Below are 24,538 nucleotides of genomic sequence, written 5' to 3'. Positions count from 1 at the left end.
CGCCGTGGGAGGGCGACGGCGCTGGATGGCCTTCAGCTGAACATGTCGGCGGTGATGCCGGCATACCAGCCAACGTTCTCGGCCTGGTTTTCCTTGCGCAGTTCGGCGCTTTCGCGGGGCTGGGAGACGAAAGTCTCGGTCGCGGCGATCTTGCCGTCCTTGGCCTCGTAGCGGCCACCGACCTTGACGGTGTCGTCGGTCTCGATCAGCGACCAGCAGGTGTTGATGTAGCGCGCCGGGAAGGTGCGGGCATTGGTGAGCTCGCCGCGGATCACCATCGCCGCGACCTTGGCCTGGCTGTTGGCGGCGAACGCCGATTTCGGCATGTCGCCGGCGATGCAAGCGTCGCCGAGCACGAAGATGTTGGGATCGACGACCGATTTCATCGAAGCGGGGTCGATGGTGCAGTAGCCACCGGCTGGCGCCAGCCCGGCGGAACGGGCGATCTCGCCGGCCATCTGGGCGGGTATGACGTTGACGAAGGCGCAGTCCTTGTAGGTCTCGAAGCCGGTGACGACGGTGCCCGTCTTCGGATCGACCGATTTGATGCCGTCATGCACCTTCGGCCCGAGCCATTCGATCATCGCGCCGTAATGCTTCTCCCAGCCCTCCTGGAAAACGCCCTGCTTGGAGAAGCTGTCCTTCGGGTCGAGGATCAGGATCTTGCAGTCGCGCTTGCCGCTCGTCTTGAGCACATGGGCGAACATCGAGGCGCGCTCATAGGGGCCAGGCGGGCAGCGATAGGGATTGGGCGGGGCGATCATCAGGATCGTGCCGCCATTTTGCACCGCGTCGAGCTTCTGCCTGATCAGCTGCGTCTGCCGGCCGGGCTTCCAGCCATGCGGCATCGCCTCCTCGGCCTCCTTCGACCAGCCGGGAACGGAATCGTATTTCAGGTCGATGCCGGGCGAGACGACGAGCCGGTCATAGGGCAGGCGGGCGCCGGTCGAGAGCACGACCTCTTTCTTGTCGCGGTCTATCTGGGTGGCGCGGGCGCGGGCGAGCGTGATGCCATGGTTCTTCGCCAGCGCGTCGTAGCGGTGGCTGATCTCCTCATAGGACTTGAAGCCGCCGATGAAGAGGTTGGAGTGGAAGCAGGTCTGATAGACCTCGTTCTCCTCGACCAGCGTCACGGCGATGGCGCCGTTCGACTCCTTGGCCAGGTATTTCGCCGCGGTCGCGCCGCCGGCTCCACCGCCGATGACGACGACGCGCGGCTTGCTTTGGCCGAATACGGCGGGCGAGGCGATGGCGAAGCTTCCGGCGGCGGCGAGGCCGGACAGAAATGAGCGGCGACTGGTCGACATGGTTTTCTCTCCCCTTCCATGGTTGACGTCGGACCTCTCGCGGGCCCTATCCGACCTTCAAATAAGCGAAGCCCTTGGCCTGCAGCGCGACAACGGCGGCGACGCCCGAGGGCACGAAGCCGACGAACTCGGCCTTGCGGGCCTTGCTCTTGTCGATCTTAAGCCGAGAGAAGGTGATCTCGCAGAGATGGACCTTCAACCCGTTCCTGGCGACGTCCTCGACGCGCTCGAAGATCTTCGGGACCGTGGCGGCCTCCTCGCTCCAGCTCGTGCCGTCGAGGCTTTCCAGGAAGAACTTTACGCCTGGGCCATGCGCGACGATGGCGAGTTGGAGCGCGAACGGATCGGCGCCATAGGCCGAATAGTGATTGGCGATGTTCTGCAGCATCTGGAGAAAGCGCTGCGGCTCGCCGAAATCGCAATGGTAGAGGCAGGCGATGTCGGCTTCCTTCTTGAGGTCGGCGAGCGCGGTCTGCCGGGGCGCAGCGAGGGCCGGTGCCGCCGCTACGACGACCCCGCTGGCCGCCGCCAGCATCAGTGCCCGGCGCGAAGCCTGCTGGGTGTCCTCCGACATCGTGTCTTCCTCCGCTGCTCAGGCCATATGCCCGGCTAAGGATTGGGTTTCAGGCTCTCGTAATAGGCGGCGAGCGCGGCGATCTCCTCGCTCGAGAGCCGGGCGGCGACCGCCTGCATCACCTGGTTGTCGCGCTGCCGCTCGCGATAGGCGTTCATCAGCGCGACGAACTGCTCGGCCGGGTGGCCGACGATCGCCGGGATGCCGCCGACCTGCCTCCCGCTGGTCTGGTGGCAGGTCGTGCATTCCGACGAGAGATATTCCCCCAAGGCCCGATCGCCGGCCGCGTCTGCCGGCGCGCAGGCCAATACGAAACCGAGCACCGAAAGACGGACGGCGCCGGCTCCCCGCATCAATCGACCTTCGGCGCCGTCTTGGAATCCGGCGTCACATCGAGGATCACCGCCCGTCCGGTGATCTTCACCTCCGGCTTGCAGTTGGTCATGCACGGCTCCTTGCCCCAGAAGGCCTTCTCCGTGGTCTCGCGGTCGTCGTCATAGAAGGCGGCCGCGTTCGGCAGCTTCACACTGGTAAAGTTCTTATCGGACAGTTCGAAGTCCTCGTCCTTCACGATGTCGTTCAGATAGAGCAAATAGGCGGTGACCGCGTAGAGCTCGTCCGGCGAGAGCGACTGGGCATTGCCATAGGGCATGGCCCGGCGGACATAGTCGAAAACGGTCGAGAGATCCGGCCAGAACGAGCCGATCGTCTTCTCCGGTCGGTCGGCTTTCAGCGAGCCCATGCCACCGGCCAGCACCGGCCAGCGGCCATTGCCCTGGCCGAACTCGCCATGGCAGCTGGCGCATTGCGCCTGGAAGATCTCGTCGCCTTGCTTGACCGTGCCCTTGCCGGGCGGCAGGCCCTTGCCGTCCGGACGAACCGCGATGTCCCAGGCCTTGATCTCCTCGGGCAGTGCCTCGCGGCCGAGGCCGAGCTTCGCCGCAGGGGCGGGGGCCGGAGCGGCTTTTGCCGGCGGATGCGTCTGAGCCTGCTTGGCCGGCGCCGGCTTGGTCTGCGCGATCAGCGGCGCAGCCGCGAGCACGATCGCCGCAGCGAGGCTGGCGAGCAGGACGGGATTAACCGATCTCGACATTCTCGGTCTCCCCATTCGCCTTCACATGCCAGGTCTGGATGCCGTTGTTGTGATAGATCGAGTTGGTACCGCGGACCTTGCGCAGCTCGTCCTTGGTCGGCTGGACATAGCCGGTTGAATCCATGGCGCGCGACTGGATCAGGAGGTCCTGCCCGGCCCAGTCGAAATCGACATAGAAGCGGGTCAGCGACTTATCGAGCACCGGCCCGTCGATCCGCGCGTGCTGCCAGTTCTTGCCGCCATCGAGGGTGACGTCGACGCGCTTGATCGTGCCGCGGCCCGACCAGGCGAGGCCGGAAAGCACGTTGCGGCCCTTGTGCTTGAGCGGCGCCTGCGGCGAGGGATTGGTCACCACCGACTTGGCGTCCATGAAGAAGGTGAAGCGGCGCGAGCGGCCATCGGCCAGGAGATCGGTGTATTTCGAGGTCTCCTCGCGCGCCTGCCAGGGCTGGTCGCCGACCTCGATGCGCCTGAGCCATTTGACCCAGAGATTGCCTTCCCAGCCGGGGATCACGGCGCGTAAGGGATAGCCCTGCTCGGGCCGCAGCGCCTCGCCGTTCATGGCGAAGGCGATCAGCACGTCGTCGAGCGCCTTCTCGAGCGGCAGCGAGCGGTTCATGCCGGAGGAATCGGCGCCTTCCAGCAGCAACCATTTGGCTGAGGTCTTCACGCCCGCCTCGGCCAGCAGCAGCTTCAGCGGCACGCCGGTGTACATGACGTTGTGGACCATGCCGTGGGTGAACTGGCAGCCATTGAGCTGCGCGCCGCGCCACTCCATGCCGGAATTCGCAGCGCATTCGAGGAAGTAGATGCGGTTCTGCCGCGGCATCCGCTTGAGGTCTTCCATGGTGAAGACCAGCGGCTTGTCGACGAGGCCATGGATCATCAATCGGTGATTGGCCGGCTCGATGTCGGCGATGCCGCCATGATGGCGCTCGAAGCAGAGGCCGGACGGGGTGATGATGCCGTCGAGCTCGTGCAGCGGCGTAAAGTTGACCGAGGATTCGGGCGAGGCTGTCAGCCAGGAGACGTCGCGGCGCATCACATGCTTCTCGAAGCGCGACGGCGTGCCATAGGGCCGCTTGTCGACGCCCTCGCCGAGATAGCGGCTCCAGTCCTGGACCTCGGTGATCAAGGGATCGGGCTTGGCCGTTTCGGCATGGGCGAGACCGGTGCCGGCAAGGCCGGCTCCGGCAATCGCCGCTCCGCCGAGGAAGCGCCGGCGGCTGAGCGCATCGGGTTTTGCGGGAGAGGTCATGCCTCGTCTCCTTTGTCTTTTCACGGCCGTGGCGGCGGAGGCGCTCATGCCCCGCTCACCTTCACGGCGTCGTTCGGCTTGATGGTGATGGTCTTGGTCGCGGCGACGTGGTCGCGCACCACATCCCAGATCGGAGGCCCCTGCGTGCCCTCGTTGACGCTGGCCCAGCCGGCGACGACGTATTTGCGGGAGGCGTCGATCGGCTGGCCCGATTTCAGATGGGTGAGGCCGGAGATGCGGCTGCCCATCGGCTTGCCGACATCGATGGCGTAGCCCATGCCGCCGATGCGGACCATGTCGCCGCCGCCCTGGAAATAGGGGTCGGGGTGGAAGATGTTGTCGGCGACGTCCTCAAGGATCTCCTTGAGCTGCGCGCCGGTCATCTCCATCCGGTAGCAGTTCGGATAGGTGATCGCGGTCGCGTTGGTGATCGCTTCCCAGGTGATCGGCTCACCCGGCAGGAGCGAGCCGCCCCAGCGGAAGCCGGGCGAGAGCGCGATCTCGGCGTCGCGCTGCGAAAGCATGGCGTCGCAGATCAGGTCGTCGAAGCTGCCGTTGAAATTGCCGCGCCGGTAGAGCAGCGAGTCGGTGCGGCCGATCTCCTTGACGAGGTCGGCGGCGAAGGGCGCGCGCAGCTTGGTCACCAGCGCCGCCATCTCCGCGTCGGGCGCGATGGCGTCGGCGAAGACCGGCATCAGCTTGAAGCGGAGATCGGCGACCTTGCCGTCCTTCACGGCGATGTCGAGGCGCGAGACGAACTTGCCGTGCGAACCAGAGGCGACCAGCACGGTGTTGCCGACCCGGATCAGCCCGGGCATGGCGTCATGGGTATGGGCGGTCAGGATGACGTCGATGCCCTTGACCCGGCTCGCCAGCTTGCGGTCGACGTCGAAGCCATCATGCGAGAGCAGCACGACGATCGCGGCGCCTTCGGCACGGGCTTCCTCGACCTGCTTCTGCAATTCGTCCTCGCGGATGCCGAATTCCCATTCGGGGAACATCCAGCGCGGGTTGGCGACGGCGGTGCGCGGCAGCGCCTGGCCAATCACCGCGACCTTGACGCCGCCCTTCTCGAAGACCTTGCGCGGCGGAAAGACCGGCTCGTTCCATTCCTTGTCGCGGATGTTCTGGGCGAGGAAGGCGAAGGGCGCGGCTTCGACGATCTCCTTGACCCGCTCGGCGCCGAGCGTGAACTCCCAATGCGAGGTCATCGCGTCGAGCTTCAGGGCCGACATGACGTCGACCATGTCCTGGCCCTTGGTCTGGAGCGCGCTCCAGCTGCCCTGCCAGGTGTCGCCGCCATCGAGCAGCAGGACCTTGTCGTTGCCGCGCTCGGCCCTGATAGCCTTGACCAGGGTCGCGATCCGGTCGAGCCCGCCCATCCGGCCATAGTTGCGGGCGAGGGAGACGAAGTCGTCAGAGGTCAGCGCGAAGGCGTCGGCCGAACCTGCCGCGATCCTGAAATGCTCGCGAAAGGCCGCGTCGGTCAGGTGCGGCGGCAGGCCCTTGACCTCGCCGACGCCGAGATTGACCGCCGGTTCGCGGAATTGCAGCGGCATGAGCTGGGCGTGGATGTCGGCGACATGCAGGAGGGTGACCTGCCCCTGCGGCTCGAAGCGCAGGATGTCGGCCTGGGACAGCTTCTGCTGGGCGGCGGCGCGCCCGAGCGGGCCGAGGCCGGAGCCTGTCGTCAACGCTGCGGCGACCGCCGTCGCCTGCAGGAATTCACGTCTTGAGATCATGACTCATCCTTTGGATGCGCGCACATCGCGATCCAGGGCTGCTCAAGTGGAGCTTTGGCCGTCATTGCGAGGAGCGAAGCGACGAAGCAATCCAGAAGCGGCAGAGCTCTACGAGACTGGATTGCTTCGCTTACGCTCGCAATGACGAGAGGGCTCAGCCGACCGTCAGCTTGTTCTTCGAGACGTATTCGGAGCCGTTGTCGTCCTTCCAGGTGAAGGTGAACTCGCCCGATTCCGTCGCCTTGAAGAAGAAGGACTGGTAGGGATTGGCCGAGATCGCCGGGAACCAGTCGGCTGCGAACACCGGCTTGCCGTTGAAGCTCGCCGTGAACTTGTTGATGATCTGGCGCGGGATGGTCTCGCCCTTGGCGTCCTTGCGCTGGCCGGATTCCATCTCGTGCGAGATCAGCGTCTTGATCTCGATCATCTCGCCGGCCGTCGCCTTGGAGGGGACGCGCACCCGCGGCGTGGGTTTGGTGGTCATGGGATTTCCTCGCCTTGTTCTGGTCGATGACGATGCGCGGCGTCAGCCGCCGCAGCCGCCGATCGTGACCTTGATGTTGGCCTTGGCCGTGTGCAGCGCGCCGTTCGACATCTCGGCGACGCAGATGATGTCCTGCGTCTGCGCGAGCCGCATGCGCGTCGCGGCCGAGGCCTTTCCGCAGGCCGGGGTAAACTGGTAGCTGATGACGCCCGGCTGGGGGTTGCCCTCGGCGAAGACGTGCACCGCCTTGACGTAGTCGGCATCCGTCATCGGGCTCTCGATCTCGATGTTGATCGGCACGACCAGGCCGTTCTCGGCGATCTCAGGCACGTCCAGCTTTATCTTGCCGGAGGCCATCGGCTTGTCGCCGTAGAGCTTCTTGATCTCGGCGGCGACGGTCTTCTCGTCGGCGAAAGCGAGCTTCGGCGCGATCGCGGCGGCGGCAAGGGCCCAGGCGGCGGCCTTCACCGCATCACGGCGCGACAGCGTCGGCAGGTGGGTCAGCATACGAGGGCTCCTCCTTCGAATTCGTCTTGTTTTAACTCTTGACGGCGCGACAGCGGGACGCCAATCATTTGCACGTATCGTGATATTGTTTTTTGTGAATGTAAAGCCCCCGAGAGGGCCGGCGACGAGATCGCAGGATAAGCGGTCCAGCTTCAAAAATGGAGACCGTTTTATCGATCTGCTTGCGTTGCAAGCGATCGGAACGGGCTCCGGGAAACGAAAGGGCGAGGGATGAAGCTTCCGATGATCGGAGCGGCCGCATTGGCGGCCGTCGTGACACTGGCGGCGGGGCCATTGACCGCGCAATCGCCGCCGCAGGACGACAGTGAGAAGGAGATCGAGCGCTATCGCCAGATGCTCTCCGATCCGTTCTCGAATCCGGGTTTCCTCGCGGTCGATCGCGGCGAGGTGCTGTGGGCGGAGAAGCGCGGCACCAAGAACGTCTCCCTGGAGGGCTGCGACCTTGGCGAAGGGGCGGGCAAGCTCGAGGGCGCCTTTGCCAAGCTGCCGCGCTATTTCGCCGACGCCGACAAGGTGATGGACACCGAGCAGCGCCTGCTCTGGTGCATGGACAAGCTGCAGGGGCTCGACACCAAGGACGTGGTGCTGCGGCGCTTCTCCGGGCCGGCCCGGGCGTCGGATATGGAGGACCTCGTCGCCTTCATCGCCAACAAGTCGAGCGAGATGAGGATCGAGCCGCAGCTCTCCCATCCCAAGGAGAAGGAGATGGCGGCGGTCGGCGAGGCGCTGTTCTACACGCGCGGCGGCGTCAACGATTTCTCCTGCGCCACCTGCCATGCCGAGGAAGGCAAGCGCATCCGCCTGCAGGGCCTGCCCAACCTCTCGGTCAAGGGCAAGACCGCGCAGGAGACGATGGGCTCCTGGCCGACCTATCGTGTTTCGCAGAGCGCGCTCCGGACGATGCAGCACCGGCTCTGGGACTGCTATCGCCAGCAGCGCTGGCCGGTGCCGGAATACGGCTCGGAAGCCCTGACCGCGCTCACCGTCTTCCTGCAGAAGCAGGCCGAAGGCGGCGAGATCAAAGTTCCGTCGATCAAGCGCTGAGGGGAAACGTGATGATCAAGGTTCTCATTCCCCTGGCGGGCCTGCTGGTTACCGCGGATTCGGCCAATGCTCAGGAGCGGCCAGCGCAGGCGGTGATCGACGCCTATCTGAAGTCGACCTTCGGCAAGGCTTCGGCCGAATGGCAGTCCAGGATCAAGCCGGACGACTCGCTTTCGGTCTGCAATGTGACGCGGAACAACCCGTCTTCGGCGCAGTCCGACGAAATGCTGAAGCGGGAATCCGTACGCGTCGTCTATCCCGCCGACGGCAAGTTCCTCGGCAACTGGAAGAACGGCTATCAGGTCGCCAATAACGGCCGCGGCGGCCAGTTCTCCGACCCGGCCGGCACGGTTGCCGGCGGCAACTGCTTTGCCTGCCATCAGCTCGATCCGAAGGAGGTCAGCTACGGCACGCTCGGCCCGAGCCTGGCCGCCTATGGCAAGGATCGCAAATACGATCCCGAGACGATCAAGGACGCCTACACCAAGATCTACAATTCGATGGCGGTGGTGCCCTGCTCGAACATGCCGCGCTTCGGCGTCAACAAGGTTCTGGACGAGCAGCAGATCAAGGACGTGATGGCCTATCTGTTCGATCCGGAATCGCCGGTGAACAAATAGGCGATTCCGCTCTGCCCTGGTGTCCTTTTCAAGTTGAGACGTCATTCCGGACAAGCCGCGTAGCGGCGCAGATCCGGAATCCATCGTAGAGCGCATCGCCCTACGATGGATTCCGGCGCTCCGCTTCGCTGCGGCCGGAATGACGGCGTGGGTTGAGGGGACATATTAAGGCGCCCTGACATTGCTACCTGACCTCGATTATCGGAGCAGTCCATGCTGACGCGCCGCCTGTTCGTCACCACCGGCGCCTGTGCCCTGGCCACTCCGGCTCTGGCGCAGGTCGTCGCAACGCTCGGCAGCGGCGAGGAGACGTTGACCGTCCTCAGCGATGGTAGCTTCGAATTGCCGCTGTCGATGCTGGCGCGCGATATCGCGCCGGCGGAACTTGCGGCCGAGGCAAAGCAGGCGGGGCCGACGCGATCGGTGCTGAACGTCACCTGCCTGAAGCGCGGCAAGGACGTCATCCTGTTCGATTGCGGCTCGGGCGCGAATTTCCTGGCCGGCTCGGGCAAGCTGGCCGAGAGCCTGACGGCCGCCGGGATCGAACCCGATGCGGTGACGCATGTGCTGTTCACCCATCTCCACCCCGACCATTTCTGGGGCGCGCTCGACGATTTCGACAGCCCGCTCTTTCCGAATGCGCGCTGGCTGGTGGCCGCACCCGAGATCGGGTTCTGGACCGACCCCAAGGTCTATGAGCGCCTGGCCGAGGACCGGCACGCCTTCGCGGCCGGGGCACAGCGCATCGCCAAGCAACTGGGCGACAAGCTCGAACGGCTGGAGCCCGGCCGCGAATGGCTGCCGGGCATCGAGGCAGTGGCGACGCCCGGCCACACGCCCGGCCACGTCTCGTTCGCGCTTCAGGGCGCGGGCGGGCCGGTCATGGTGCTGGGCGACGCGCTGACGCATCCTCAGATCTCGTTCGCCCGGCCGGAGTGGCGCCCGGCGTCGGACCATGATGCCGATCTTGCCGTCGCGACGCGGCGCAAGCTGCTCGACCGGCTCAGCCAGGACAAGGCCCAGGTGATCGGCTACCACCTGCCTGGCGCGGTCGGACGCGTCGAGCGGCAGGGCACGGCCTATCGCTTCGTCGCGGCGTCGTGACGCAAGTCGGATCGGTGTCGCTCCTCAGCCGCGCTGCCAGAGTCCCCTGAGCGAGCCTTCCATCAGGAAGGCGATGCCGATCCGGGCGCCGATCATCATGCCGGCAATCGCCAAGGGCCAGGACAAGGCCAGCATCGAGCCGGCCGAGATGCCCTGACCGATGGTGCAGCCGCCGGCGAGCACGCCGCCGCCGCCCATCAGCACCGCGCCGAGGAGATGGCGGCGCATCTCGCGATCGTCGTCGAAAGCTTCCCAGCGGAACTCGCGATCGTAAAGCGCCGAGAGGAACGAGCCGAGCGTCACGCCGGCGAGCGTGCCGATCCCGAATTCGAGCAGGGCGGAGGGCGCGCTCAGCACGCCATAGAGCGCCCGGCCGACCGGCGAGACGAAGGTCAGGCTCTGCGCCCGCGGCACGGTCTCGAAGGCATCGACGGCAACGCCCGTCACCCACCAGCCGGCGACGACGGCAAGGCCGAGCGTTGCACCCGCCAGCAACAGACGCGGCGAGCGCCGTAGTCGTGGGTCGACGGCGACGATCGCGATCAGGACGAGGGCGCCGATGGCCGTGATCAGCGTCCGCGCAGCCGGCGCGCCGAGATAGGTCAGGATGCCGGCGAGATCGCCCTTGAGGCCGCCGGGAAGCGGCCAATAGACCTTTTCCAGCACCTCGATCCGGATCGGGGCGAACATGCCGCGCAGCGTCGCATAGGCGACCGCGCCGAAGACCATCATCACGATCAGGCTGCGCAGATCGCCGGAGCCGAGCCGCACGAGCGAGCCGAAGCCACAGGTGCCGACCAGCGCCATGCCGAGCCCGAACAAGATGCTGCCGACCACGATCGACAGCCAGGGCAGGGCCGACTGGACATAGGTCGAATTCGCGGGGTCAAGCAGGCCAAGGCCGATCAGCGTCTGTGTACCGATCAGCGCGATCGCGAGGGCGAGGCCGAAGATCCGCAGCCGGCGGGTGTCGCCACCCATCCAGGCATCCTCGACCGCGCCGAACGAGCACAGGCGGGCTCTGCGAACGGTGAAGCCGCAGGCGGCGCCCACCGCCACGCCTGCGAGCGTCGCGCCCCAGGCAGATAGCGCGATCACGGCAAGCGCCGATGGCGGCGACGATTACTCACGATTTTCCGGCTTCGATCCCGGGCGGGCCGCAGAAGATGTCGTAGATCACGGCGATGACGCGCCGGACATCGTCGCTGGCGAGGCTGTAATAGATCGCCTTGCCGTCGCGGCGGGTGGTGACGAGCTGGTCGAGGCGCAAGCGGGCGAGCTGCTGCGAGACCATGGGCTGGCGCAGCGAGAGCAGGTTTTCGAGCTCTGTCACCGTCCGCTCGCGCTCGGCCAGCAGGCAGAGCAGCAGCAGCCGGTTCTCATGCGAGAGGGCTTTGAGGAAATCGCTGGCCTTGCGGGCCTTGCGCATCAGCTGGTCGAGCTCCGGCGAGAACTCGGCGCCGTCGCGCAGTTCGGTTTCGAGCGCTTTTGAGACGATCGCGGTCATTGGGTCTGTGCGCCTGATCGTTGAACCTGGTCAGGATTCTCAATGACAGCAACGAGCCGCCCGAGCAAACCCCAGAACATGTCGTCGTCGAGATAGCCGGTGATGCGGCCGACCTCCCGGCCATCGTCCACCAGCACGAAGGTGGGCGTCGCGATGACCGGTTCGCGCAATTCGCCGCCGCGGACACCACCGGCCGGCAGTTCGACTCGCCGCAGCGGCGCGGCCTTGCCTTCCGGGGTTTTGTCGTAGACCGGCGCGACCTCGCGCTCGAAGCGCACGCAGAAAGGGCAGCCAGTGCGGGTGTACATGACGAGCTCGGCGGCGAAGGCTGGCGCCGACAGGAATATCGACAACGTGAACGCTGCCACCAGCCCCGCGCGATATCGCCCGCTTGCAATCATCCCCGGAACATAGTCGTATTCATATGTTTATACCAGAGCCCGCCGAGGCTCTGTGCGGAGGCGACGCCATGATCACACGACGCAGCCTGTTGGCGAGCACGATGGTCGTGGCGGGGTTCACGCCGGCCCTGGCCAAGGCGCGGCTCGGTGAGGACGGGCTCTACCAGGAGGGCTGGTATCTCGAGAGCTTCCTCGATCTCGCCGAGGACCTCACTACTGCGAGCCAGGGCGGCAAGCGCTTCGTGATCCTCTGGGGCCTGCGCAATTGCCCGGCTTGCCGGCGCCTGCACGAGGTCCATCTCGCCGATCCGGCGATCGAAGCCTATATCCGCGACAACTTCGCGGTGCTGCATCTCAACATTCTCGGCGCCCGCGAGGTCACCGATTTCGACGGGAGCAAGCTCACCGAGAAGGCGTTTGCGGCGCGCTACGGCATCGAGGGGACGCCGGCGATCCAGTTCTTCCCGGCCAGCACGACTGGCCTCGCCGCGAAGGCGCCGAAGGAGCGAGAGGTCGCCCGGATGGCCTCGTTGCCCGAGCCGCCAGCCTTCATCGCCCAGTTCCGCGCTGTCAGGAACGGCGTGTGACGGACCTCGGCCGGCAAGATCGAAAAGGCGCTTGACCTTCCCATGGTGGGAAGGTGCAGGCTGCTGCAATCGTCAATGAAGGACATTGCAGCCATGTGCTCCTGCCAGCAGCACTCAACCGCGGCCTCGGTCGCGACACCGGCCCCGGACGGGGCGATCAGCTTTCGCGTTGAGGACATGACCTGCGGCCACTGCGCCGGCACGATCAAGCAGGCGATCGAAGGCGGGATACCGGGCACCGCGGTGACGGCGGACCCGGCCTCGAAGCTGGTCAGGGTGCAGGGCAGCGCCGACTTCGCGGCGATCAAGTCGGCCGTGGTCGCGGCGGGATATACGCCTAGCGTGGAACAGGTCGGCTGAGGCAGGACATGACAAGCGAGCTTTCTCCATCCCGCCGTGGCCTGCTGATTGGTGCTGCGCAGCTGGCCGCTGCGTTCGAGCTATGGCGACCGTCGATCGCCGCCGAGACGCTGCCGAAGATGACCGTCACACGCGACCCGAACTGCGGCTGCTGCGGGAACTGGGTCGAGCATGTGAAGGCGGCCGGCTTCCCGGTCGAGGTGGTCGAGGTCGCGGATGTCACGCCACTGAAGCTCAAGCTCGGCGTGCCCGACGCGCTCGCCTCGTGCCACACCGCCGAGATCGGCGGCTATGTACTGGAAGGCCATGTCCCGGCCGATGCGATCAAGCGTCTGCTCGCCGAGAAGCCGAAGGTGACCGGCCTTGCCGTCGCCGGCATGCCGGTCGGCTCGCCCGGCATGGAAGTGCCGGGCCAGGCGCCCGACACTTATGACGTCGTCGTCTTCTCGGCTGGCCGTCAGAACGTCTTCGCGCGCTATCGCGGAGCGCAGCCGATCTGACGGGCCGCTTCTCTGGAGTGACCGGCGGTCCTAGTCGCCGGCCGTCTCTGCGGACCCGGATCGCCGGGTGCTGCGGAACAGCTCCAGGATGACCCCCCGCGCCCAGCGCAGCATGGCGTTCTGGGCGTGACGCCGGCTCCAGTGCAGCGCGACGCTGAAATCGCGCTGCGGCAGCGCAGGTTCGAGCAAAGCGAAGGCACCGACCGGCTCGAGGCCAAGGCCGATCTGGCGCGGCATCAGCACGGCGAGATCGGTGGCACGGATGATCGGCGGCAGCGCCGTGAAGCTGGAGACGATCAGGCGGATGCGCGGATCGAGATGCAGCATTTCCAGCATGCGCTGCGTCTGGGCGTGCGATCTGACGGCGACGAAATCCAGCTTCGCGATATCCTCGACGCTCAAGGCGCCATCGCGGGCGTGCCGTATGACCGGATGTTCGGTGCGAACGAAGATCTGATAGCGGTCGCTCAGCATTTCGGCATGGGCGGTACCGCTCACCGTCGGGAGAAAACCCAAAGCGAAGTGCAGCTGGCCATTGTCGAGGGCCTCGGAAATCGCCTCGTGCGGCCAAGCGCGTGCGATGATGCGCAGGTTCGGTGCGATCTTGCGAAGCGTCGTCATCAGCGGCGGCAGGAAGCGGCCCTCGCCGATATCGCTGAGATGCAGGCGCAGTTCCGCGTCAGTGGTGGCTGGATCGAAGCTCTCGCCCTCATTGAGGCCGGCTTCCAGAAGTGCCAGGCCGGCCTGCACCGAGTGTGCGAGACGCTCGGAGCGCGCGGTCGGCCTGACGCCGCCGGCGACGCGCTCGAACAGCGGGTCGCGCAACAGCAGGCGCAGGCGGGTCAGGGCCTGGCTCGTCGCGGGCTGCGAGAGGCCGAGTTGCTCGGCCGCACGGCTGACATTGCGGGTGCGGTAGACCGCATCGAACAGCCTCAGCAGGTTGAGGTCGATTGAATCGATATTCGCCATGCGAATAAGACTTAGTCGCTTCATCTAATTGAGCAATGGCAAGCACGGCGCCACAGTGTCCCCGATCCGAGGGACGCGCATGCCAGCCGACAACACATCATCCTCCGCCCGCCCGACCGTGCGGGAAGCCGTGCTCGACCTTTTGCGCCAGCTGCGGATCGATACGGTCTTCGGCAATCCCGGCTCGACCGAGCTGCCAATGTTCCGGGAGTATCCCGAGGATTTCCGCTATGTGCTCGGCCTGCAGGAAGCGGTCGTGGTCGGCATGGCCGACGGCTATGCGCAGGCGACACGCAATGCGGCACTGGTTAACCTGCACTCGGCTGCCGGCGTCGGCCATGCCATGGGCAATATCTTCACGGCGTTCAAGAACCAGACGCCGCTCTTGATCACCGCCGGCCAGCAGGCGCGCTCGATCCTGCCTTTCGATCCTTTCCTCGCCTCGGTGCAGGCGACCGAGTTGCCGAAGCCTTATGTCAAATGGGCGATTGAGCCGGCGCGCGGCGCCGACCTGCCACTCGCCCTGGCGCGGGCCTATCACATCGCGATGCAGCCGCCGCGCGGGCCGGTCTTCATCTCGATTCCGGCCGATGACTGGGATCAGCCGAGCGAGCTCGTCCTGCCGCGCCGTGTCAGCCAGGCCTTGGCGCCGGCGCCCGACGCGATCGCGGCGATCGCCGAACGGCTCAACGCCAGCAGGCGGCCGGCCTTCGTCGTCGGCGCCGGCGTCGCGCGCGAACAGGCCGTCGCCGATGTCGTCGCGCTCGCCGAGCGCCATCAGGCCTCGATCTATGTCGCGCCGATGTGCGCGCGCTGCGGTTTCCCGGAGCGCCACCCGCAGTTCAGCGGCTTCCTGCCGGCGATGCGCGAGCGGATCGTCGAGCGCTTGGCGCCGCACGACTTTATCCTCGTGCTCGGCGCGCCCGTCTTCACCTATCATGTCGAAGGCAACGGGCCGCACATTCCAGATGGCGCTACGCTCGCACAGATCGTCGACGACCCGCAGCAGGCCGCCTGGGCCCCGGTCGGCGACAGCGTCGTCGCCAGTCTCGATCTGGCGGCACGGGCGCTGCTTGTCGCAAGCGCTCCGCGCGCCGAACGTGAGATATCGCTGTCCCGTCCCGCTCCGCAGGCCGCGTCTCCCGGCGTGCCGATGTCGGCCGCCTATGTGCTCTCGGTGATAGACCGGGAACGCCATCCCGACGACGTCGTGGTCGAGGAGGCGCCGAGCACGCGCGCGACGATCCAGACCTATCTGCCGATGAGCGGCGCCGACAGCTTCTACACCATGGCAAGCGGCGGGCTCGGACACAGCATGCCAGCGGCGGTCGGTGTCGCGCTGGCGCGCCGGCGCATGAAGCAGCCGGGGCGGGTGATCGCGCTGATCGGCGACGGCTCCAGCCTCTATTCGATTCAGGCGCTCTACAGCGCGGCGCAGCTCGACCTGCCGATCACCTTCCTGATCCTCAACAATCGCCGCTATGCGGCGTTGCAGGAATTCGCCCCGGTCTTCGGCTACGCGCCGAACGACAAGCCGGCCGGGACCGAGCTGCCTGGCATCGACTTCGCGCAATTGGCTGGTGGACAGGGCGTGCCTGGCGAGCGGGTCGAGCGCCCTGAGGACCTCGCCGAGCGCCTGCGTGCCGCATTCGGAGCTTCGGGCCCGAACCTGATCGACATCGTGATTGCCTGACCTGTGAGGACCGAGATGACAAACGCCGGTGATAGCCCTGAGGCCATCAATCTCCTGATCGACGGCAAGGTGGTCGCAGCGACAGGCGGGCGCGTCTTCGAGCGGCGCAACCCGCTCGACGGCTCCGTCGCGAGTCGTGCTGCCGCGGCGACGCCTGATGATGCGCGCGCGGCCGTCGATGCCGCCGCTCGCGCTTTCCCAGCCTGGTCCCAGACGTCGCCGGCCAAGCGGCGCGATTTGCTGGTCAAGGGCGCGCATGCGCTCGAAGCCCGCGCTGCCGATTTCACGGCGGCGATGTCGGCCGAGACCGGCGCCTCCGCCATCTGGGCCGGCTTCAACGTCCATCTCGCCGCCGACATGCTGATCGAGGCCGCCGCGCTGACGACGCAGATCAGCGGCGAGGTCATTCCGTCCAATGTGCCGGGCAGCCTCGCTTTGGCGGTGCGCCAGCCGGCTGGCGTCGTGCTCGGCATGGCGCCGTGGAATGCGCCCGTCATCCTCGCCACGCGTGCCATCGCGGTGCCGCTCGCCTGCGGCAACACCGTCGTGCTGAAGGGCTCGGAGCTTTGCCCGCGCACGCATGGGCTGATCATTGCGGCGCTGCAGGAGGCGGGGCTGCCGGAAGGCGTCGTCAACTTCGTCACCAATGCGCCTGAGGACGCCGCCGAGGTCGTCGCGGCGATGGTCGCGCACCCGGCCGTCAGGCGCGTCAACTTCACCGGCTCGACCCATGTCGGCCGCATCATCGCGAAGCTCTGCGCCGAGCATCTGAAGCCGGTCGTGCTGGAGCTAGGCGGCAAGGCGCCGGCGCTCGTCCTCGACGATGCCGATCTCGACGCGGCTGTCGCCGGCATCGCCTTCGGCGCCTTCGCCAACTCCGGCCAGATCTGCATGTCGACCGAACGCATTGTGGTCGACCAGAGCATCGCCGACGATTTCGTCGCGCGGCTTGCCGCCAAGGCAACCAGCCTGCCGCTCGGCGATCCGCGCAAGGGCCCGGTCGTGCTCGGCTCGGTCGTCGACATGAAGGCGGTCGAGCGCTGCAACGGCCTGATCGACGATGCGCTGGTCAAGGGCGCGACGCTGGTCTGCGGCGGCAAGGCGGAGACGACGCTGTTTCCCGCGACGCTGCTCGATCACGTCACGCCGGCGATGCGGATCTATGGCGAGGAGAGCTTCGGCCCGGTCAAGGCGATCGTTCGGGTCGATGGCGAGGAGGCGGCGATCGCCTGCGCCAACGACAATCCCTATGGGCTCTCGGCCGCGGTGTTCACGGGCGACACGGCGCGTGGCTGGCGCGTGGCCTCGCGGATCGAATCCGGCATCTGCCACGTCAACGGCCCGACCGTGCATGACGAGGCGCAGATGCCGTTCGGCGGCGTCAAGAACAGTGGCTATGGCCGCTTCGGCGGGCGCGCCGGCATCGAGGCCTTCACCGAGCTGCGCTGGCTGACGCTGCAGACCACGCCGCGGCACTACCCGTTCTAAACGCGCGGAATAGCGCGATCCAAGCCGAGGGAGGACAAGTCATGACGTCTGGACAAGGCTCGATGAACACACCGCACGGCTCAATCCCGGCGAGCGCGTTGCCGACGCGTCGGCAGACACTGGCGCTGGCCGGCGCGGCGCTGCTTTTTCCGGCGTCCGCCGGTGCCCAGGTTCGCGCTGCGAACTGGCGTCCGAGCAAGAGCGTGCGGCTGGTGGTGCCCTTCGCCGCAGGCGGGGCCAACGACATCATCGCCCGCGTGCTCGGCGAGCAGTTGAGCGTGATGTGGCAGCAGCAGGTCTATATCGACAACAAGCCGGGGGCGAGTTCCAATATCGGCTCGGCCGATGTGGCGCGCTCCGAGCCTGACGGGCATCATCTCCTGATCACATCGAGTGCAATCGCGGTGAACCGCTTTCTCTTCGAGAAGCTGCCCTTCGATCCGCTCGCAGACTTCGCGCCGCTGTCGCTCGCGGTCGTCATTCCCAATGTCATGGTGGTGCCTCCGGGCTCCAGTGCGCGCACGGTCGGCGACTTCATCGCCTTGGCGAAGGCGAAGCCCGGCGCGCTGAATTTCGGCTCGGCGGGTGTCGGTTCCTCGCTGCATCTGATCGGCGAGCTGTTCAAGCGCGCGGCGGGCATCGAGATGACCCATGTCCCCTATCGCGGCGCGGCGCCAGCCATGCAGGACCTGGTGGGCGGGCGCATCGACGTCATGTTCGATACGGTGACGGTCTCGATCAGCCAGATTCGCGGCGGCACGATCCGCGCTATCGGCGTCTCGACGCAGGAGCGTGTCCCGGCGCTGCCAGATGTGCCGCCGATCCGCGACACGCTGCCGGGCTTCGATGTCGGCTCCTGGTTCGCGCTCTTCATGCCCGGCAAGGCGCCGCCCGAGATCGTCGCGCAAGTCTCGGCCGATGTTCAGGCCGCACTGCGGCAGGAGAAGGTGAAGACCCGGATCGAAGAGCTCGGCGGCCGTGTCGCCGCATCGACGCCGGAGGTGCTGGCCCGATATATGCGCGAGGAAATGGACCGCTGGGGCAAGTTGATCCGCGAGGCCGGAATCAAGGCCCAGGATGGCTGATGGCCTTGCCGCTTAGCCGCCGTCAGCGCAGAGCGATGATCCGCTCACGCGTGCCGGCCCGCATCGGACGGAAAACCTGTTGAGAGCCCGCATCTGGAACATTTCCGCGGCTCTCTGAGGCACGGAAATGCTCCAGCTCTTTGTTTTATCGCACTTTCTTCACGCGAAACGGCCTTCACTTCGCTCGAAAATGCTCTAGCTTCGCCGAAACAGGCACTCGGGATGTGATGACGCCGTGACTGCAAAGGCCCCAGGCGGTTCTGTCGCCGCGCTCGGCGCCATCGTCGCAGGTGCTTTGATCCTGCAGGTCGCCGGCACGATCGTGAACACGGTCGTGCCGTTGCAGATGGCGATCGCAGGCCAGCCGCCGCTGCTGATCGGCCTCGTCGCTTCGGCCTATTCGCTCGGCTTCCTGATCGGCTGCTTCGTCAATCCCTCGCTCGTGCGCCGGGTCGGGCATATCCGCGGCTTTGCGGTGTTCGCCGCGCTCCAGGCGGTCTCGACGCTGAGCTTTCCGCTGCTGCCGGAAGCATGGTGGGGGCTGGCGCGGCTGGTCATGGGCCTGGCGGCGGCAGGCCACGGCATCTGCATCGAGAGCTGGATCAGCGGACAGGCCAATCGGGCCCAGCGCGGCCGCATCTTCGGCATCTACCAGATCCTCAACCGCGTAGCGCTGATCGGCTCGCAGATCGGCGTCGGCTATGTCGCGATCCAGTCGCAGGACGTCTTCCTCTTCGCCAGCATGGCCTTCTCTCTGGCGCTGATCCCCGTTGCGCTGACGCGTGCCCGGGGCCCTGAATCGAGCGAGATCGTTTCGGTCGGATTGGGGACGCTATGGCAGCAGGCGCCGGCCGCGGTCGTCGGCTGCCTCTATGTCGGGCTGGTGGGCGGCCCGCTGACGAGCGTGACCCCCGCTTACGGTATCCTGTCCGGGCTCGATCAGCGCGCGACCATCCTGCTCACGGCCGGCATCCAGATCGGCGCGCTCCTGCTGCAATGGCCGATGAGCCTGCTGGCGGACCGGGTCGCGAGCCGCCTTATCATGCTCGTCGCCACGAGCATCGTCGCGGTCGCGGCGGCCGGGCTCGCGGTACTCCTTCAAGCCGACCCGGCCCATGGCCGGATCTGGCTCTTCGGCCTGTTCGCGCTGATCGGCGGCTGCGGCATCCCGCTCTATACGGTTGCGGTCACCCACGCCTATTTCCGCATGGGGCGCGACCATGCAGTCGGGCTCTCGGCGCAGCTGCTGTTCCTCTGGGGCACAGGTTCCGCCATCGGGCCGCTCGCCGCGACCCTGCTGATGCAGTTCATGGGCCCACAGGGCATGCTGATCTATCTCACCGGGCTGTCGGTGGCCGTCGCGATCTATATCGCGCTGCGGATCTCGCGAAACCCGTCGCCACCGATGGTCGATGGCGAGCGGGGCACGAGCGGGCCGACGATCCCGGACATCGAGATGACCAAGCGCTAGCAAAGCGCGGCGGTGGCTCTACGCCATCGCCAGTTCCGGCTGTCTCTTGGGGAATGGCCGGAAGGTCAGCAGGATCAGCATCGCCCCCAGGCCCATGACCCAGGAGCCGACATACATCGGCGCATAGGTGCCGAAGCGGTCATAGATCAGGCCGCCGAGCAGCGGGCCGGTCGACATGCCGAGGCTCCCGGCCATCGCCGTGCCGCCGATGATCGTGCCCATCATCTTGAGCGGGAAATTCTCGCGGATGATCACGGCGTAGAGCGGCATCGTGCCGGCGTAGATGAAGCCGACCAGCACCGCTACGGCATAGAAGCCGCCGAGCTCTCCGACGAAGGCGTAGGCGAGCACGCCGAAGGCCTGCGTCAGCAGCCCGATCACCAGAACGCGCTGCGCGCCGAACCGGTCGCCGGCCAGGCCGAAGCCGAGGCGGCCGAACATGCCGGCCAGTCCCTCGACGCTGTAGATCGACACGGCCGCGAGCATCGGGATGCCGCAGGTCACGGCGTAGCTCACCGTATGGAAGATCGGGCCGGAATGGGTGGCGCAACAGAAGAAGTTCGCCAGCATCAGCGTGATGAACTGCGGCGAGCGCACCGCCTGGCCGACGCTCATCCCCGACTGCGGCTCATCGGCAATCGCCTCGCTCTGCGCCGCAGCCTCCAGGGCCGGCGGCCGGCGCACGAGCAGCGCAGCGGGGATCATCAGCACGGCGGCGATGCCGGCGATGATCTGCATGGCGGTGCGCCAGTCATGGCCGGTGACGAGCCAGGCCGCGAGCGGTGCCATCGTCATCGGCGCCATGCCCATGCCGGCAGAGACGAGCGAGACGGCGAGGCCGCGCTGGGTGTCGAACCAGCCGGTGACGCAGGCCATCATCGGCGCGAAGACGGCGGCCGTCGCCGCGCCGACCAGGAGGCCGAAGAGGAGCTGGAACTCGATCAGCGAGTCGGCGCGGCTGGCGAGCGTCAGGCTCGCGGCCAGCACGATTGATCCCGTCAGCACCACCGGGCGCGGCCCGTAGCGGTCGGAAAGGCCGCCCCAGACCATGCTGGCGGCCGCCATGGCGAGAAAGCCGAACGTCATCGCCGTCGAGATGCCGGTGACGGACCAGCCGGTGTCCTGCGACATCGGCCGCAGGAAGACGGGCAGCGAAAACATGGCGCCGATCGCAACGCAGCCCAAAAGGCCGCCTGCCGCGACGATCACCCAGCGATAGGATTGATTCATGGGATTCTCCGGGGCGCTCCGTGCACCGCCCGAGCTGTCTTGGGACATCGCGCGCGGTCGATACCCCAAGGACGCAGCGGCATCGGCGGAGCCGACATGCCGCTGCGGATTTTTTCGCGTGGTGTGGGATCAGCCCTGCGGCGGCTTCCAATCGCCGGACGGGATGGTGTTGACCATCCACGGGATGCCGAACTTGTCGACCAGCGAGCCGAAGCCGGGCGACCAGAAGGTCTCGCTGAACGGCATCACGGCCTTGCCGCCTTCGGCGAGTTGCTCGAACCAGCGCTGGCCTTCAGCCTTGTCGTTGGTGTGCAAGGTGACGTCGAAGCCGTTCTTCGGCTTGTCGACATTGGGTGCCCAGGCGGTGTCCATGTCGGCGCCCATCAGCGCTTGATCACCGACATCGAGCCAGCAATGCATCAGCCAGCTCTTGTACGTGTCGTCGGCCGGCATGCCCATGCCGGGCGGCGCATCTCCGTAAGGCATCGCCGCCGTGATCTTTCCGCCGAGAACCTTGGCGTAGAACTCGAACGCCTCGCGGCATTGGCCGCGGAAGCTCAAACTGGTCACGATCTTCATGGTGATCTCCTTTTCCTAGAAGGGCTTCGATAGGCGCCAGGCAAGATAGCCTCGCGGCTCCCAAAAGCAGTCAGCATCGGCTCGATGAATGTTGATATCAACGTTTATGGATAGCGAGTGTCAATCTCTGGCAGCATGCTGGAGTGCGGCGAGCGCCTGCCTGTTAAACGTCTACCGCTGCATTGTGGCTGGGCATCGGCCGCCGACATTTCAGTTGCGAACGCGCCATCGCCCGGCCAAATACGCCCATCAGGTCGAGATGCTCAGGCCGAGCGGCAAGTGCGTGCTCAGCGTCTCGGTCTTCCACGCCGGGTGGTTGCGTGCTCGCGTCGAGTTCGATGCGACCATCGCGACCTCTCACTGATCGGCGTCCCGCTGTTTCAGTACCAGGTCGTGCAGAGCTTCATGCGTGCGGGAATCGAGTGAGATGCGGCTGATCACCTGGAATATTCAGTGGGCTCGCGGCATGGACAACCGCGTCGACCCGGCGCGCGTCGTCGCCCATGCCCGGCAGATGGCGGATTTCGACGTGCTCTGCCTGCAGGAGGTCGCGGATAACTTCCCCGAGCTCGACTTCAACGACGAGACCAACCAGTTCGCCCGCTTTGCCGAATTGCTGCCGGGCTTCACCGCGATCGAGGGCATCGGCGTCGATCTCGACGACGGCAAGGGTGGCCGCAGCCGCTTCGGCAACTTGTTGCTCACGCGCTATCCCGTCGCCCAGGCGCTGCGCCATCTCCTGCCCTGGGAAGCGGCCGAGACCCGCAACATGCCGCGCATGCTGATCGAGGCGATGGCGCTGACGCCGCTCGGCCCGGTCAGGCTGATGACGACGCATCTCGAATACTCGTCCTCGGAGCTGCGCGCGGCGCAGGTCGACGGCATCCGCGACGCTCACCGGATGGCACTCGCTCGCCATGCCAAACCACGTTCGGCCGGGCCGCACACCTACCGGATGACGCCGAGCTCGGCGAGCGCGGTGCTGACCGGCGACTTCAACATGCGGCCGGACGATCCGGTGCTGGCGCGGCTGCTGGCGCCCTTCGACGGCGGCGAGCCGCCGCTGGTCGACCTCTGGGCTTCGGTGATGGACGAGGCGCCGCACCCCATGACCGCGAACCTGTTCGACCAGACCCATGGCCAGATCAGCTGCCTCGACTATGTGCTGGCGACGCCCGATCTCGCGGCGCGGGCCCGCACCATCATCTGCGATGTCGAGACCAAGGTCTCTGACCACCAGCCGATCCTCGTCGAGTTCGCCCTCGACTGACCGCCAAGCCCCCCTTGCAGAGTGGGTCACCAGTTGACGCGCAACCGAGGCGGCGCGGCCCCTAGATCTCCTGCGCGTCCAGCCTGCGGTAGAGCGGCAGGGCCAGCGGCGCGATGCGGCGGATCAAGCCCTGGAAGGGCTGCACCCTTGGCGCTGAGAACGGGAGGCCCAGCGTCTCCAGTGCCGTGCCCTGCGTCGCCTTGGCCAGTTCGCGGCCGAGCGAGATCGACAGCGCGACGGCGCGGCCATTGCAGCCGACCCAGCCAAAACCGTTCGGCCCGAGCTGGTGGATACGCGGATAGCCCGGCACCTGTGGCTGCAGCAGGTTGTCCGGGGTCATCCCGACATAGCCGGACCAGACATAGTCGAACTCGACCTCGCCGAGCTGCGGCCAGAGCCGCTTCAACCGCGCCGCGACCGTCGGGCGCAGATTGGCCCCGCCAGCACCGGGCAGGATCGCGGCGCCGCCGGTCACCAGGCGGTTGCGGGCGTCCCAGCGGGCGAAATAAAGTTCGCGATGCGTGTCCGACATCGCCTGCCGGCCGGGGATCACCGTCTTGGCGATGTTGTCGCTGACCGGCTTGGTCGCCATCTGCCAGGACAGGACCGGGATGACCTCATTTGCGATCTCCGGGGCGAGCTCGCGCGCGAATTCGCCCGTATAGGCGTTGGTCGCCAGCACGAGCGCGCGCGCGGTCACTGATCCCTTTGCCGTCGTCACCACCCAGCGGCCGTTCTGGTGCGTCATGCTCACGGCGGGCGAACGCGCATGGAGGGTCGCGCCGAGCCTGAGTGCGACCTCGGCGAGGCCGCGGGTCAGGGCGAGCGGGTTGATATGACCGCCGGTTGGGTTCCAGAAGCCGCCGAACCAGGCATCCGAGCCGAGCATCTCTGCCGTCGCCGCCCGATCGAGCAGCTCGACCGGGGCGCCGATCGCCGACCACTCCCTGACGCGCTTCTCGGCAAGCTTGAAGCGGCCAGGTGAATGCACGGGCTGGACCCAGCCTGCCTGCTCGGCTTCGGCCGGGATCCCGTATTTGCGCACGAGATCGAAGAGGTATTGCGCGCTGTCGCGCAGCACGGCGTTGAAGCGTTCGCCGGCCTCGCCGTGCCGGGCAGTCATCGCGGAGGGATCGTGCCCGGCCAGCGTCGGAATGACCTGACCGTTATTGCGCCCGGAGGCGCCCCAGCCGGGTTCGGCCGCTTCCAGGATGGTGACGCCGACACCACTCTCGCGCAGATGGATCGCGGTCGAGAGACCGGTGAAGCCGGCGCCGATCACCACGACATCGCTCTCGATCGCGCCTTCGAGCGTCCCGAGCACGGGGCCGGGCTGGGCCGTCGCGGCCCAGAGCGAGGGCGGCCAGGCGACGGAGGCGTGGGCAGTCATCGGCGGCGTCTTTCGGCTGGGAGGAGGCGAGCGAGGGCCCGCGCTGCGGGCTTACCCGTATCCTTGCCGCCATGCCCGCGAGGCCGCAAGTAGGCTGTTCCTAGCGCTTCACCTGCCGTAGAATAATTTACTACTTAGCTTGCCGGAGGCGAACAAATTCTACCAAATTTTGGCTTCGTCTCTCGGGTTCTTGAAAAGACTATTCTCCCGACGCTATGTCTCCCACGCAGCGGGGGTTGCTGGAATCGTCATCC

The 24,538-nt window shown here is 66.6% G+C and carries 27 protein-coding genes; 12 read left to right on the top strand and 15 right to left on the bottom strand.

All coding sequences use genetic code 11. From position 1 onward, the window contains the following. Window positions 1–32: 32 nt before the first annotated feature. The 8 genes from B6S44_RS10260 to soxY form a co-directional block, all read right to left on the bottom strand. Complete coding sequence (locus tag B6S44_RS10260; protein WP_129156801.1) at window positions 33–1,307, bottom strand: NAD(P)/FAD-dependent oxidoreductase; 1,275 nt, start codon at window positions 1,305–1,307, stop codon at window positions 33–35. 46 nt (window positions 1,308–1,353) lie between these two features. Further along, window positions 1,354–1,881 carry a DsrE family protein gene (locus B6S44_RS10255; RefSeq protein WP_129156800.1) on the bottom strand — a complete coding sequence of 176 codons (528 nt, stop codon included), beginning with the start codon at window positions 1,879–1,881 and terminating at the stop codon, window positions 1,354–1,356. A gap of 35 nt (window positions 1,882–1,916) precedes the next feature. Beyond that, the gene (locus B6S44_RS10250) at window positions 1,917–2,234 is read right to left on the bottom strand and encodes a c-type cytochrome (RefSeq protein ID WP_129156799.1); all 318 of its coding nucleotides are present in this window, start codon (window positions 2,232–2,234) and stop codon (window positions 1,917–1,919) included. Continuing rightward, window positions 2,234–2,974 (bottom strand): c-type cytochrome, encoded by a 741-nt coding sequence (locus B6S44_RS10245; RefSeq protein WP_129156798.1) that lies wholly within the window; start codon window positions 2,972–2,974, stop codon window positions 2,234–2,236. Before B6S44_RS10245 ends, B6S44_RS10250 begins: the two co-directional genes overlap by 1 nt. Then, the gene (gene soxC / locus B6S44_RS10240) at window positions 2,958–4,232 is read right to left on the bottom strand and encodes a sulfite dehydrogenase (RefSeq protein WP_129156797.1); all 1,275 of its coding nucleotides are present in this window, start codon (window positions 4,230–4,232) and stop codon (window positions 2,958–2,960) included. The genes B6S44_RS10245 and soxC overlap by 17 nt, the downstream gene beginning before the upstream one ends. Before the next feature lie 44 nt (window positions 4,233–4,276). Continuing rightward, complete coding sequence (gene soxB / locus B6S44_RS10235) at window positions 4,277–5,974, bottom strand: thiosulfohydrolase SoxB (RefSeq protein ID WP_129156796.1); 1,698 nt, start codon at window positions 5,972–5,974, stop codon at window positions 4,277–4,279. Between the two features lie 154 nt (window positions 5,975–6,128). Next, the gene (soxZ, locus tag B6S44_RS10230; protein ID WP_129156795.1) at window positions 6,129–6,458 is read right to left on the bottom strand and encodes a thiosulfate oxidation carrier complex protein SoxZ; all 330 of its coding nucleotides are present in this window, start codon (window positions 6,456–6,458) and stop codon (window positions 6,129–6,131) included. Window positions 6,459–6,500: 42 nt separating this feature from the next. Next, window positions 6,501–6,965: a thiosulfate oxidation carrier protein SoxY gene (gene soxY / locus B6S44_RS10225; protein WP_129156794.1), complete on the bottom strand. Its 465-nt coding sequence runs from the start codon at window positions 6,963–6,965 to the stop codon at window positions 6,501–6,503. A gap of 243 nt (window positions 6,966–7,208) precedes the next feature. Here soxY and soxA point away from each other — a divergent pair, with 243 nt between their 5' ends. The 3 genes from soxA (at window position 7,209) to B6S44_RS10210 (ending at window position 9,754) form a co-directional block, all read left to right on the top strand. Next, window positions 7,209–8,030 carry a sulfur oxidation c-type cytochrome SoxA gene (gene soxA / locus B6S44_RS10220; RefSeq protein WP_129156906.1) on the top strand — a complete coding sequence of 274 codons (822 nt, stop codon included), beginning with the start codon at window positions 7,209–7,211 and terminating at the stop codon, window positions 8,028–8,030. Window positions 8,031–8,041: 11 nt separating this feature from the next. Beyond that, window positions 8,042–8,650 (top strand): sulfur oxidation c-type cytochrome SoxX, encoded by a 609-nt coding sequence (gene soxX / locus B6S44_RS10215; RefSeq protein WP_129156793.1) that lies wholly within the window; start codon window positions 8,042–8,044, stop codon window positions 8,648–8,650. A gap of 213 nt (window positions 8,651–8,863) precedes the next feature. Further along, window positions 8,864–9,754 (top strand): MBL fold metallo-hydrolase, encoded by an 891-nt coding sequence (locus tag B6S44_RS10210; RefSeq protein ID WP_129156792.1) that lies wholly within the window; start codon window positions 8,864–8,866, stop codon window positions 9,752–9,754. Between the two features lie 24 nt (window positions 9,755–9,778). Here B6S44_RS10210 and B6S44_RS10205 read toward each other — a convergent pair whose 3' ends face one another. From B6S44_RS10205 to B6S44_RS10195, 3 genes are read right to left on the bottom strand one after another with little or no spacing between them, the layout of a single operon-like run. After that, window positions 9,779–10,852: a YeeE/YedE family protein gene (locus tag B6S44_RS10205; RefSeq protein ID WP_129156791.1), complete on the bottom strand. Its 1,074-nt coding sequence runs from the start codon at window positions 10,850–10,852 to the stop codon at window positions 9,779–9,781. Between the two features lie 28 nt (window positions 10,853–10,880). Next, window positions 10,881–11,261 (bottom strand): ArsR/SmtB family transcription factor, encoded by a 381-nt coding sequence (locus B6S44_RS10200; RefSeq protein ID WP_129156790.1) that lies wholly within the window; start codon window positions 11,259–11,261, stop codon window positions 10,881–10,883. Next, window positions 11,258–11,629: a thioredoxin family protein gene (locus tag B6S44_RS10195; protein ID WP_248309532.1), complete on the bottom strand. Its 372-nt coding sequence runs from the start codon at window positions 11,627–11,629 to the stop codon at window positions 11,258–11,260. Before B6S44_RS10195 ends, B6S44_RS10200 begins: the two co-directional genes overlap by 4 nt. A 101-nt stretch (window positions 11,630–11,730) precedes the next feature. On the opposite strand from B6S44_RS10195, the gene B6S44_RS10190 reads away from it, so the two are divergent. From B6S44_RS10190 to B6S44_RS10180, 3 genes are all read left to right on the top strand, one after another. Then, on the top strand, window positions 11,731–12,249 hold the full coding sequence (locus tag B6S44_RS10190) for a thioredoxin family protein (RefSeq protein ID WP_129156788.1): 519 nt from the start codon (window positions 11,731–11,733) through the stop codon (window positions 12,247–12,249). Between the two features lie 75 nt (window positions 12,250–12,324). Continuing rightward, on the top strand, window positions 12,325–12,609 hold the full coding sequence (locus tag B6S44_RS10185) for a heavy-metal-associated domain-containing protein (RefSeq protein ID WP_248309531.1): 285 nt from the start codon (window positions 12,325–12,327) through the stop codon (window positions 12,607–12,609). 8 nt (window positions 12,610–12,617) lie between these two features. Then, complete coding sequence (locus B6S44_RS10180; protein WP_129156787.1) at window positions 12,618–13,109, top strand: DUF411 domain-containing protein; 492 nt, start codon at window positions 12,618–12,620, stop codon at window positions 13,107–13,109. A gap of 30 nt (window positions 13,110–13,139) precedes the next feature. On the opposite strand, the gene B6S44_RS10175 is transcribed toward B6S44_RS10180, so the two are convergent. Then, complete coding sequence (locus B6S44_RS10175; RefSeq protein WP_206735125.1) at window positions 13,140–14,078, bottom strand: LysR family transcriptional regulator; 939 nt, start codon at window positions 14,076–14,078, stop codon at window positions 13,140–13,142. A gap of 79 nt (window positions 14,079–14,157) precedes the next feature. Here B6S44_RS10175 and mdlC point away from each other — a divergent pair, with 79 nt between their 5' ends. The 4 genes from mdlC (at window position 14,158) to B6S44_RS10155 (ending at window position 19,815) form a co-directional block, all read left to right on the top strand. Beyond that, the gene (gene mdlC / locus B6S44_RS10170) at window positions 14,158–15,771 is read left to right on the top strand and encodes a benzoylformate decarboxylase (protein WP_129156786.1); all 1,614 of its coding nucleotides are present in this window, start codon (window positions 14,158–14,160) and stop codon (window positions 15,769–15,771) included. 15 nt (window positions 15,772–15,786) lie between these two features. Beyond that, window positions 15,787–17,259 carry an aldehyde dehydrogenase gene (locus B6S44_RS10165; protein WP_129156785.1) on the top strand — a complete coding sequence of 491 codons (1,473 nt, stop codon included), beginning with the start codon at window positions 15,787–15,789 and terminating at the stop codon, window positions 17,257–17,259. A 41-nt stretch (window positions 17,260–17,300) separates the two neighbouring features. Next, on the top strand, window positions 17,301–18,344 hold the full coding sequence (locus B6S44_RS10160) for a tripartite tricarboxylate transporter substrate binding protein (protein WP_129156784.1): 1,044 nt from the start codon (window positions 17,301–17,303) through the stop codon (window positions 18,342–18,344). Between the two features lie 235 nt (window positions 18,345–18,579). Then, a complete protein-coding gene (locus B6S44_RS10155) occupies window positions 18,580–19,815 on the top strand; it encodes an MFS transporter (protein ID WP_129156783.1) in 1,236 nt (411 codons plus the stop codon). Window positions 19,816–19,833: 18 nt separating this feature from the next. Here B6S44_RS10155 and B6S44_RS10150 read toward each other — a convergent pair whose 3' ends face one another. Then, the gene (locus tag B6S44_RS10150) at window positions 19,834–21,045 is read right to left on the bottom strand and encodes an MFS transporter (RefSeq protein WP_129156782.1); all 1,212 of its coding nucleotides are present in this window, start codon (window positions 21,043–21,045) and stop codon (window positions 19,834–19,836) included. Window positions 21,046–21,174: 129 nt separating this feature from the next. Next, window positions 21,175–21,624: a VOC family protein gene (locus B6S44_RS10145; protein ID WP_129156781.1), complete on the bottom strand. Its 450-nt coding sequence runs from the start codon at window positions 21,622–21,624 to the stop codon at window positions 21,175–21,177. Window positions 21,625–21,838: 214 nt separating this feature from the next. Here B6S44_RS10145 and B6S44_RS29315 point away from each other — a divergent pair, with 214 nt between their 5' ends. After that, entirely contained in the window at window positions 21,839–21,988 is a 150-nt protein-coding gene (locus B6S44_RS29315; protein ID WP_164985780.1) for a hypothetical protein, read from the top strand. A gap of 63 nt (window positions 21,989–22,051) precedes the next feature. Continuing rightward, window positions 22,052–22,894 carry an endonuclease/exonuclease/phosphatase family protein gene (locus B6S44_RS10140; RefSeq protein WP_129156780.1) on the top strand — a complete coding sequence of 281 codons (843 nt, stop codon included), beginning with the start codon at window positions 22,052–22,054 and terminating at the stop codon, window positions 22,892–22,894. A gap of 61 nt (window positions 22,895–22,955) precedes the next feature. Here the strand turns inward: B6S44_RS10140 and B6S44_RS10135 are convergent, their stop codons facing one another. Then, a complete protein-coding gene (locus B6S44_RS10135) occupies window positions 22,956–24,284 on the bottom strand; it encodes an NAD(P)/FAD-dependent oxidoreductase (RefSeq protein ID WP_129156779.1) in 1,329 nt (442 codons plus the stop codon). Between the last annotated feature and the right edge of the window lie 254 nt (window positions 24,285–24,538).

Origin of the sequence: Allobosea sp. Tri-44 (assembly GCF_004123845.1) — a bacterium.
Classification (GTDB): domain Bacteria; phylum Pseudomonadota; class Alphaproteobacteria; order Rhizobiales; family Beijerinckiaceae; genus Allobosea.
This window is presented reverse-complemented; position numbering and strand designations above follow the sequence as displayed.

Excerpts from the sequence above, each read along its gene's own strand:
- B6S44_RS10175 (WP_206735125.1), bottom strand. The coding sequence starts at position 14,078 with ATGGCGAATATCGATTCAATCGACCTCAACCTGCTGAGGCTGTTCGAT.
- B6S44_RS10255 (WP_129156800.1), bottom strand. The coding sequence starts at position 1,881 with ATGTCGGAGGACACCCAGCAGGCTTCGCGCCGGGCACTGATGCTGGCG.
- soxX (WP_129156793.1), top strand. The coding sequence starts at position 8,042 with ATGATCAAGGTTCTCATTCCCCTGGCGGGCCTGCTGGTTACCGCGGAT.
- B6S44_RS10185 (WP_248309531.1), top strand. The coding sequence starts at position 12,325 with ATGAAGGACATTGCAGCCATGTGCTCCTGCCAGCAGCACTCAACCGCG.
- soxY (WP_129156794.1), bottom strand. The coding sequence starts at position 6,965 with ATGCTGACCCACCTGCCGACGCTGTCGCGCCGTGATGCGGTGAAGGCC.
- soxZ (WP_129156795.1), bottom strand. The coding sequence starts at position 6,458 with ATGACCACCAAACCCACGCCGCGGGTGCGCGTCCCCTCCAAGGCGACG.
- B6S44_RS10250 (WP_129156799.1), bottom strand. The coding sequence starts at position 2,234 with ATGCGGGGAGCCGGCGCCGTCCGTCTTTCGGTGCTCGGTTTCGTATTG.
- B6S44_RS10210 (WP_129156792.1), top strand. The coding sequence starts at position 8,864 with ATGCTGACGCGCCGCCTGTTCGTCACCACCGGCGCCTGTGCCCTGGCC.
- B6S44_RS10260 (WP_129156801.1), bottom strand. The coding sequence starts at position 1,307 with ATGTCGACCAGTCGCCGCTCATTTCTGTCCGGCCTCGCCGCCGCCGGA.
- B6S44_RS10150 (WP_129156782.1), bottom strand. The coding sequence starts at position 21,045 with ATGAATCAATCCTATCGCTGGGTGATCGTCGCGGCAGGCGGCCTTTTG.
- B6S44_RS10165 (WP_129156785.1), top strand. The coding sequence starts at position 15,787 with ATGACAAACGCCGGTGATAGCCCTGAGGCCATCAATCTCCTGATCGAC.
- B6S44_RS10135 (WP_129156779.1), bottom strand. The coding sequence starts at position 24,284 with ATGACTGCCCACGCCTCCGTCGCCTGGCCGCCCTCGCTCTGGGCCGCG.
- B6S44_RS10200 (WP_129156790.1), bottom strand. The coding sequence starts at position 11,261 with ATGACCGCGATCGTCTCAAAAGCGCTCGAAACCGAACTGCGCGACGGC.
- B6S44_RS10145 (WP_129156781.1), bottom strand. The coding sequence starts at position 21,624 with ATGAAGATCGTGACCAGTTTGAGCTTCCGCGGCCAATGCCGCGAGGCG.
- soxB (WP_129156796.1), bottom strand. The coding sequence starts at position 5,974 with ATGATCTCAAGACGTGAATTCCTGCAGGCGACGGCGGTCGCCGCAGCG.
- soxC (WP_129156797.1), bottom strand. The coding sequence starts at position 4,232 with ATGACCTCTCCCGCAAAACCCGATGCGCTCAGCCGCCGGCGCTTCCTC.
- mdlC (WP_129156786.1), top strand. The coding sequence starts at position 14,158 with ATGCCAGCCGACAACACATCATCCTCCGCCCGCCCGACCGTGCGGGAA.
- B6S44_RS10245 (WP_129156798.1), bottom strand. The coding sequence starts at position 2,974 with ATGTCGAGATCGGTTAATCCCGTCCTGCTCGCCAGCCTCGCTGCGGCG.
- B6S44_RS10180 (WP_129156787.1), top strand. The coding sequence starts at position 12,618 with ATGACAAGCGAGCTTTCTCCATCCCGCCGTGGCCTGCTGATTGGTGCT.
- B6S44_RS10190 (WP_129156788.1), top strand. The coding sequence starts at position 11,731 with ATGATCACACGACGCAGCCTGTTGGCGAGCACGATGGTCGTGGCGGGG.
- B6S44_RS10160 (WP_129156784.1), top strand. The coding sequence starts at position 17,301 with ATGACGTCTGGACAAGGCTCGATGAACACACCGCACGGCTCAATCCCG.
- B6S44_RS10140 (WP_129156780.1), top strand. The coding sequence starts at position 22,052 with ATGCGGCTGATCACCTGGAATATTCAGTGGGCTCGCGGCATGGACAAC.
- soxA (WP_129156906.1), top strand. The coding sequence starts at position 7,209 with ATGATCGGAGCGGCCGCATTGGCGGCCGTCGTGACACTGGCGGCGGGG.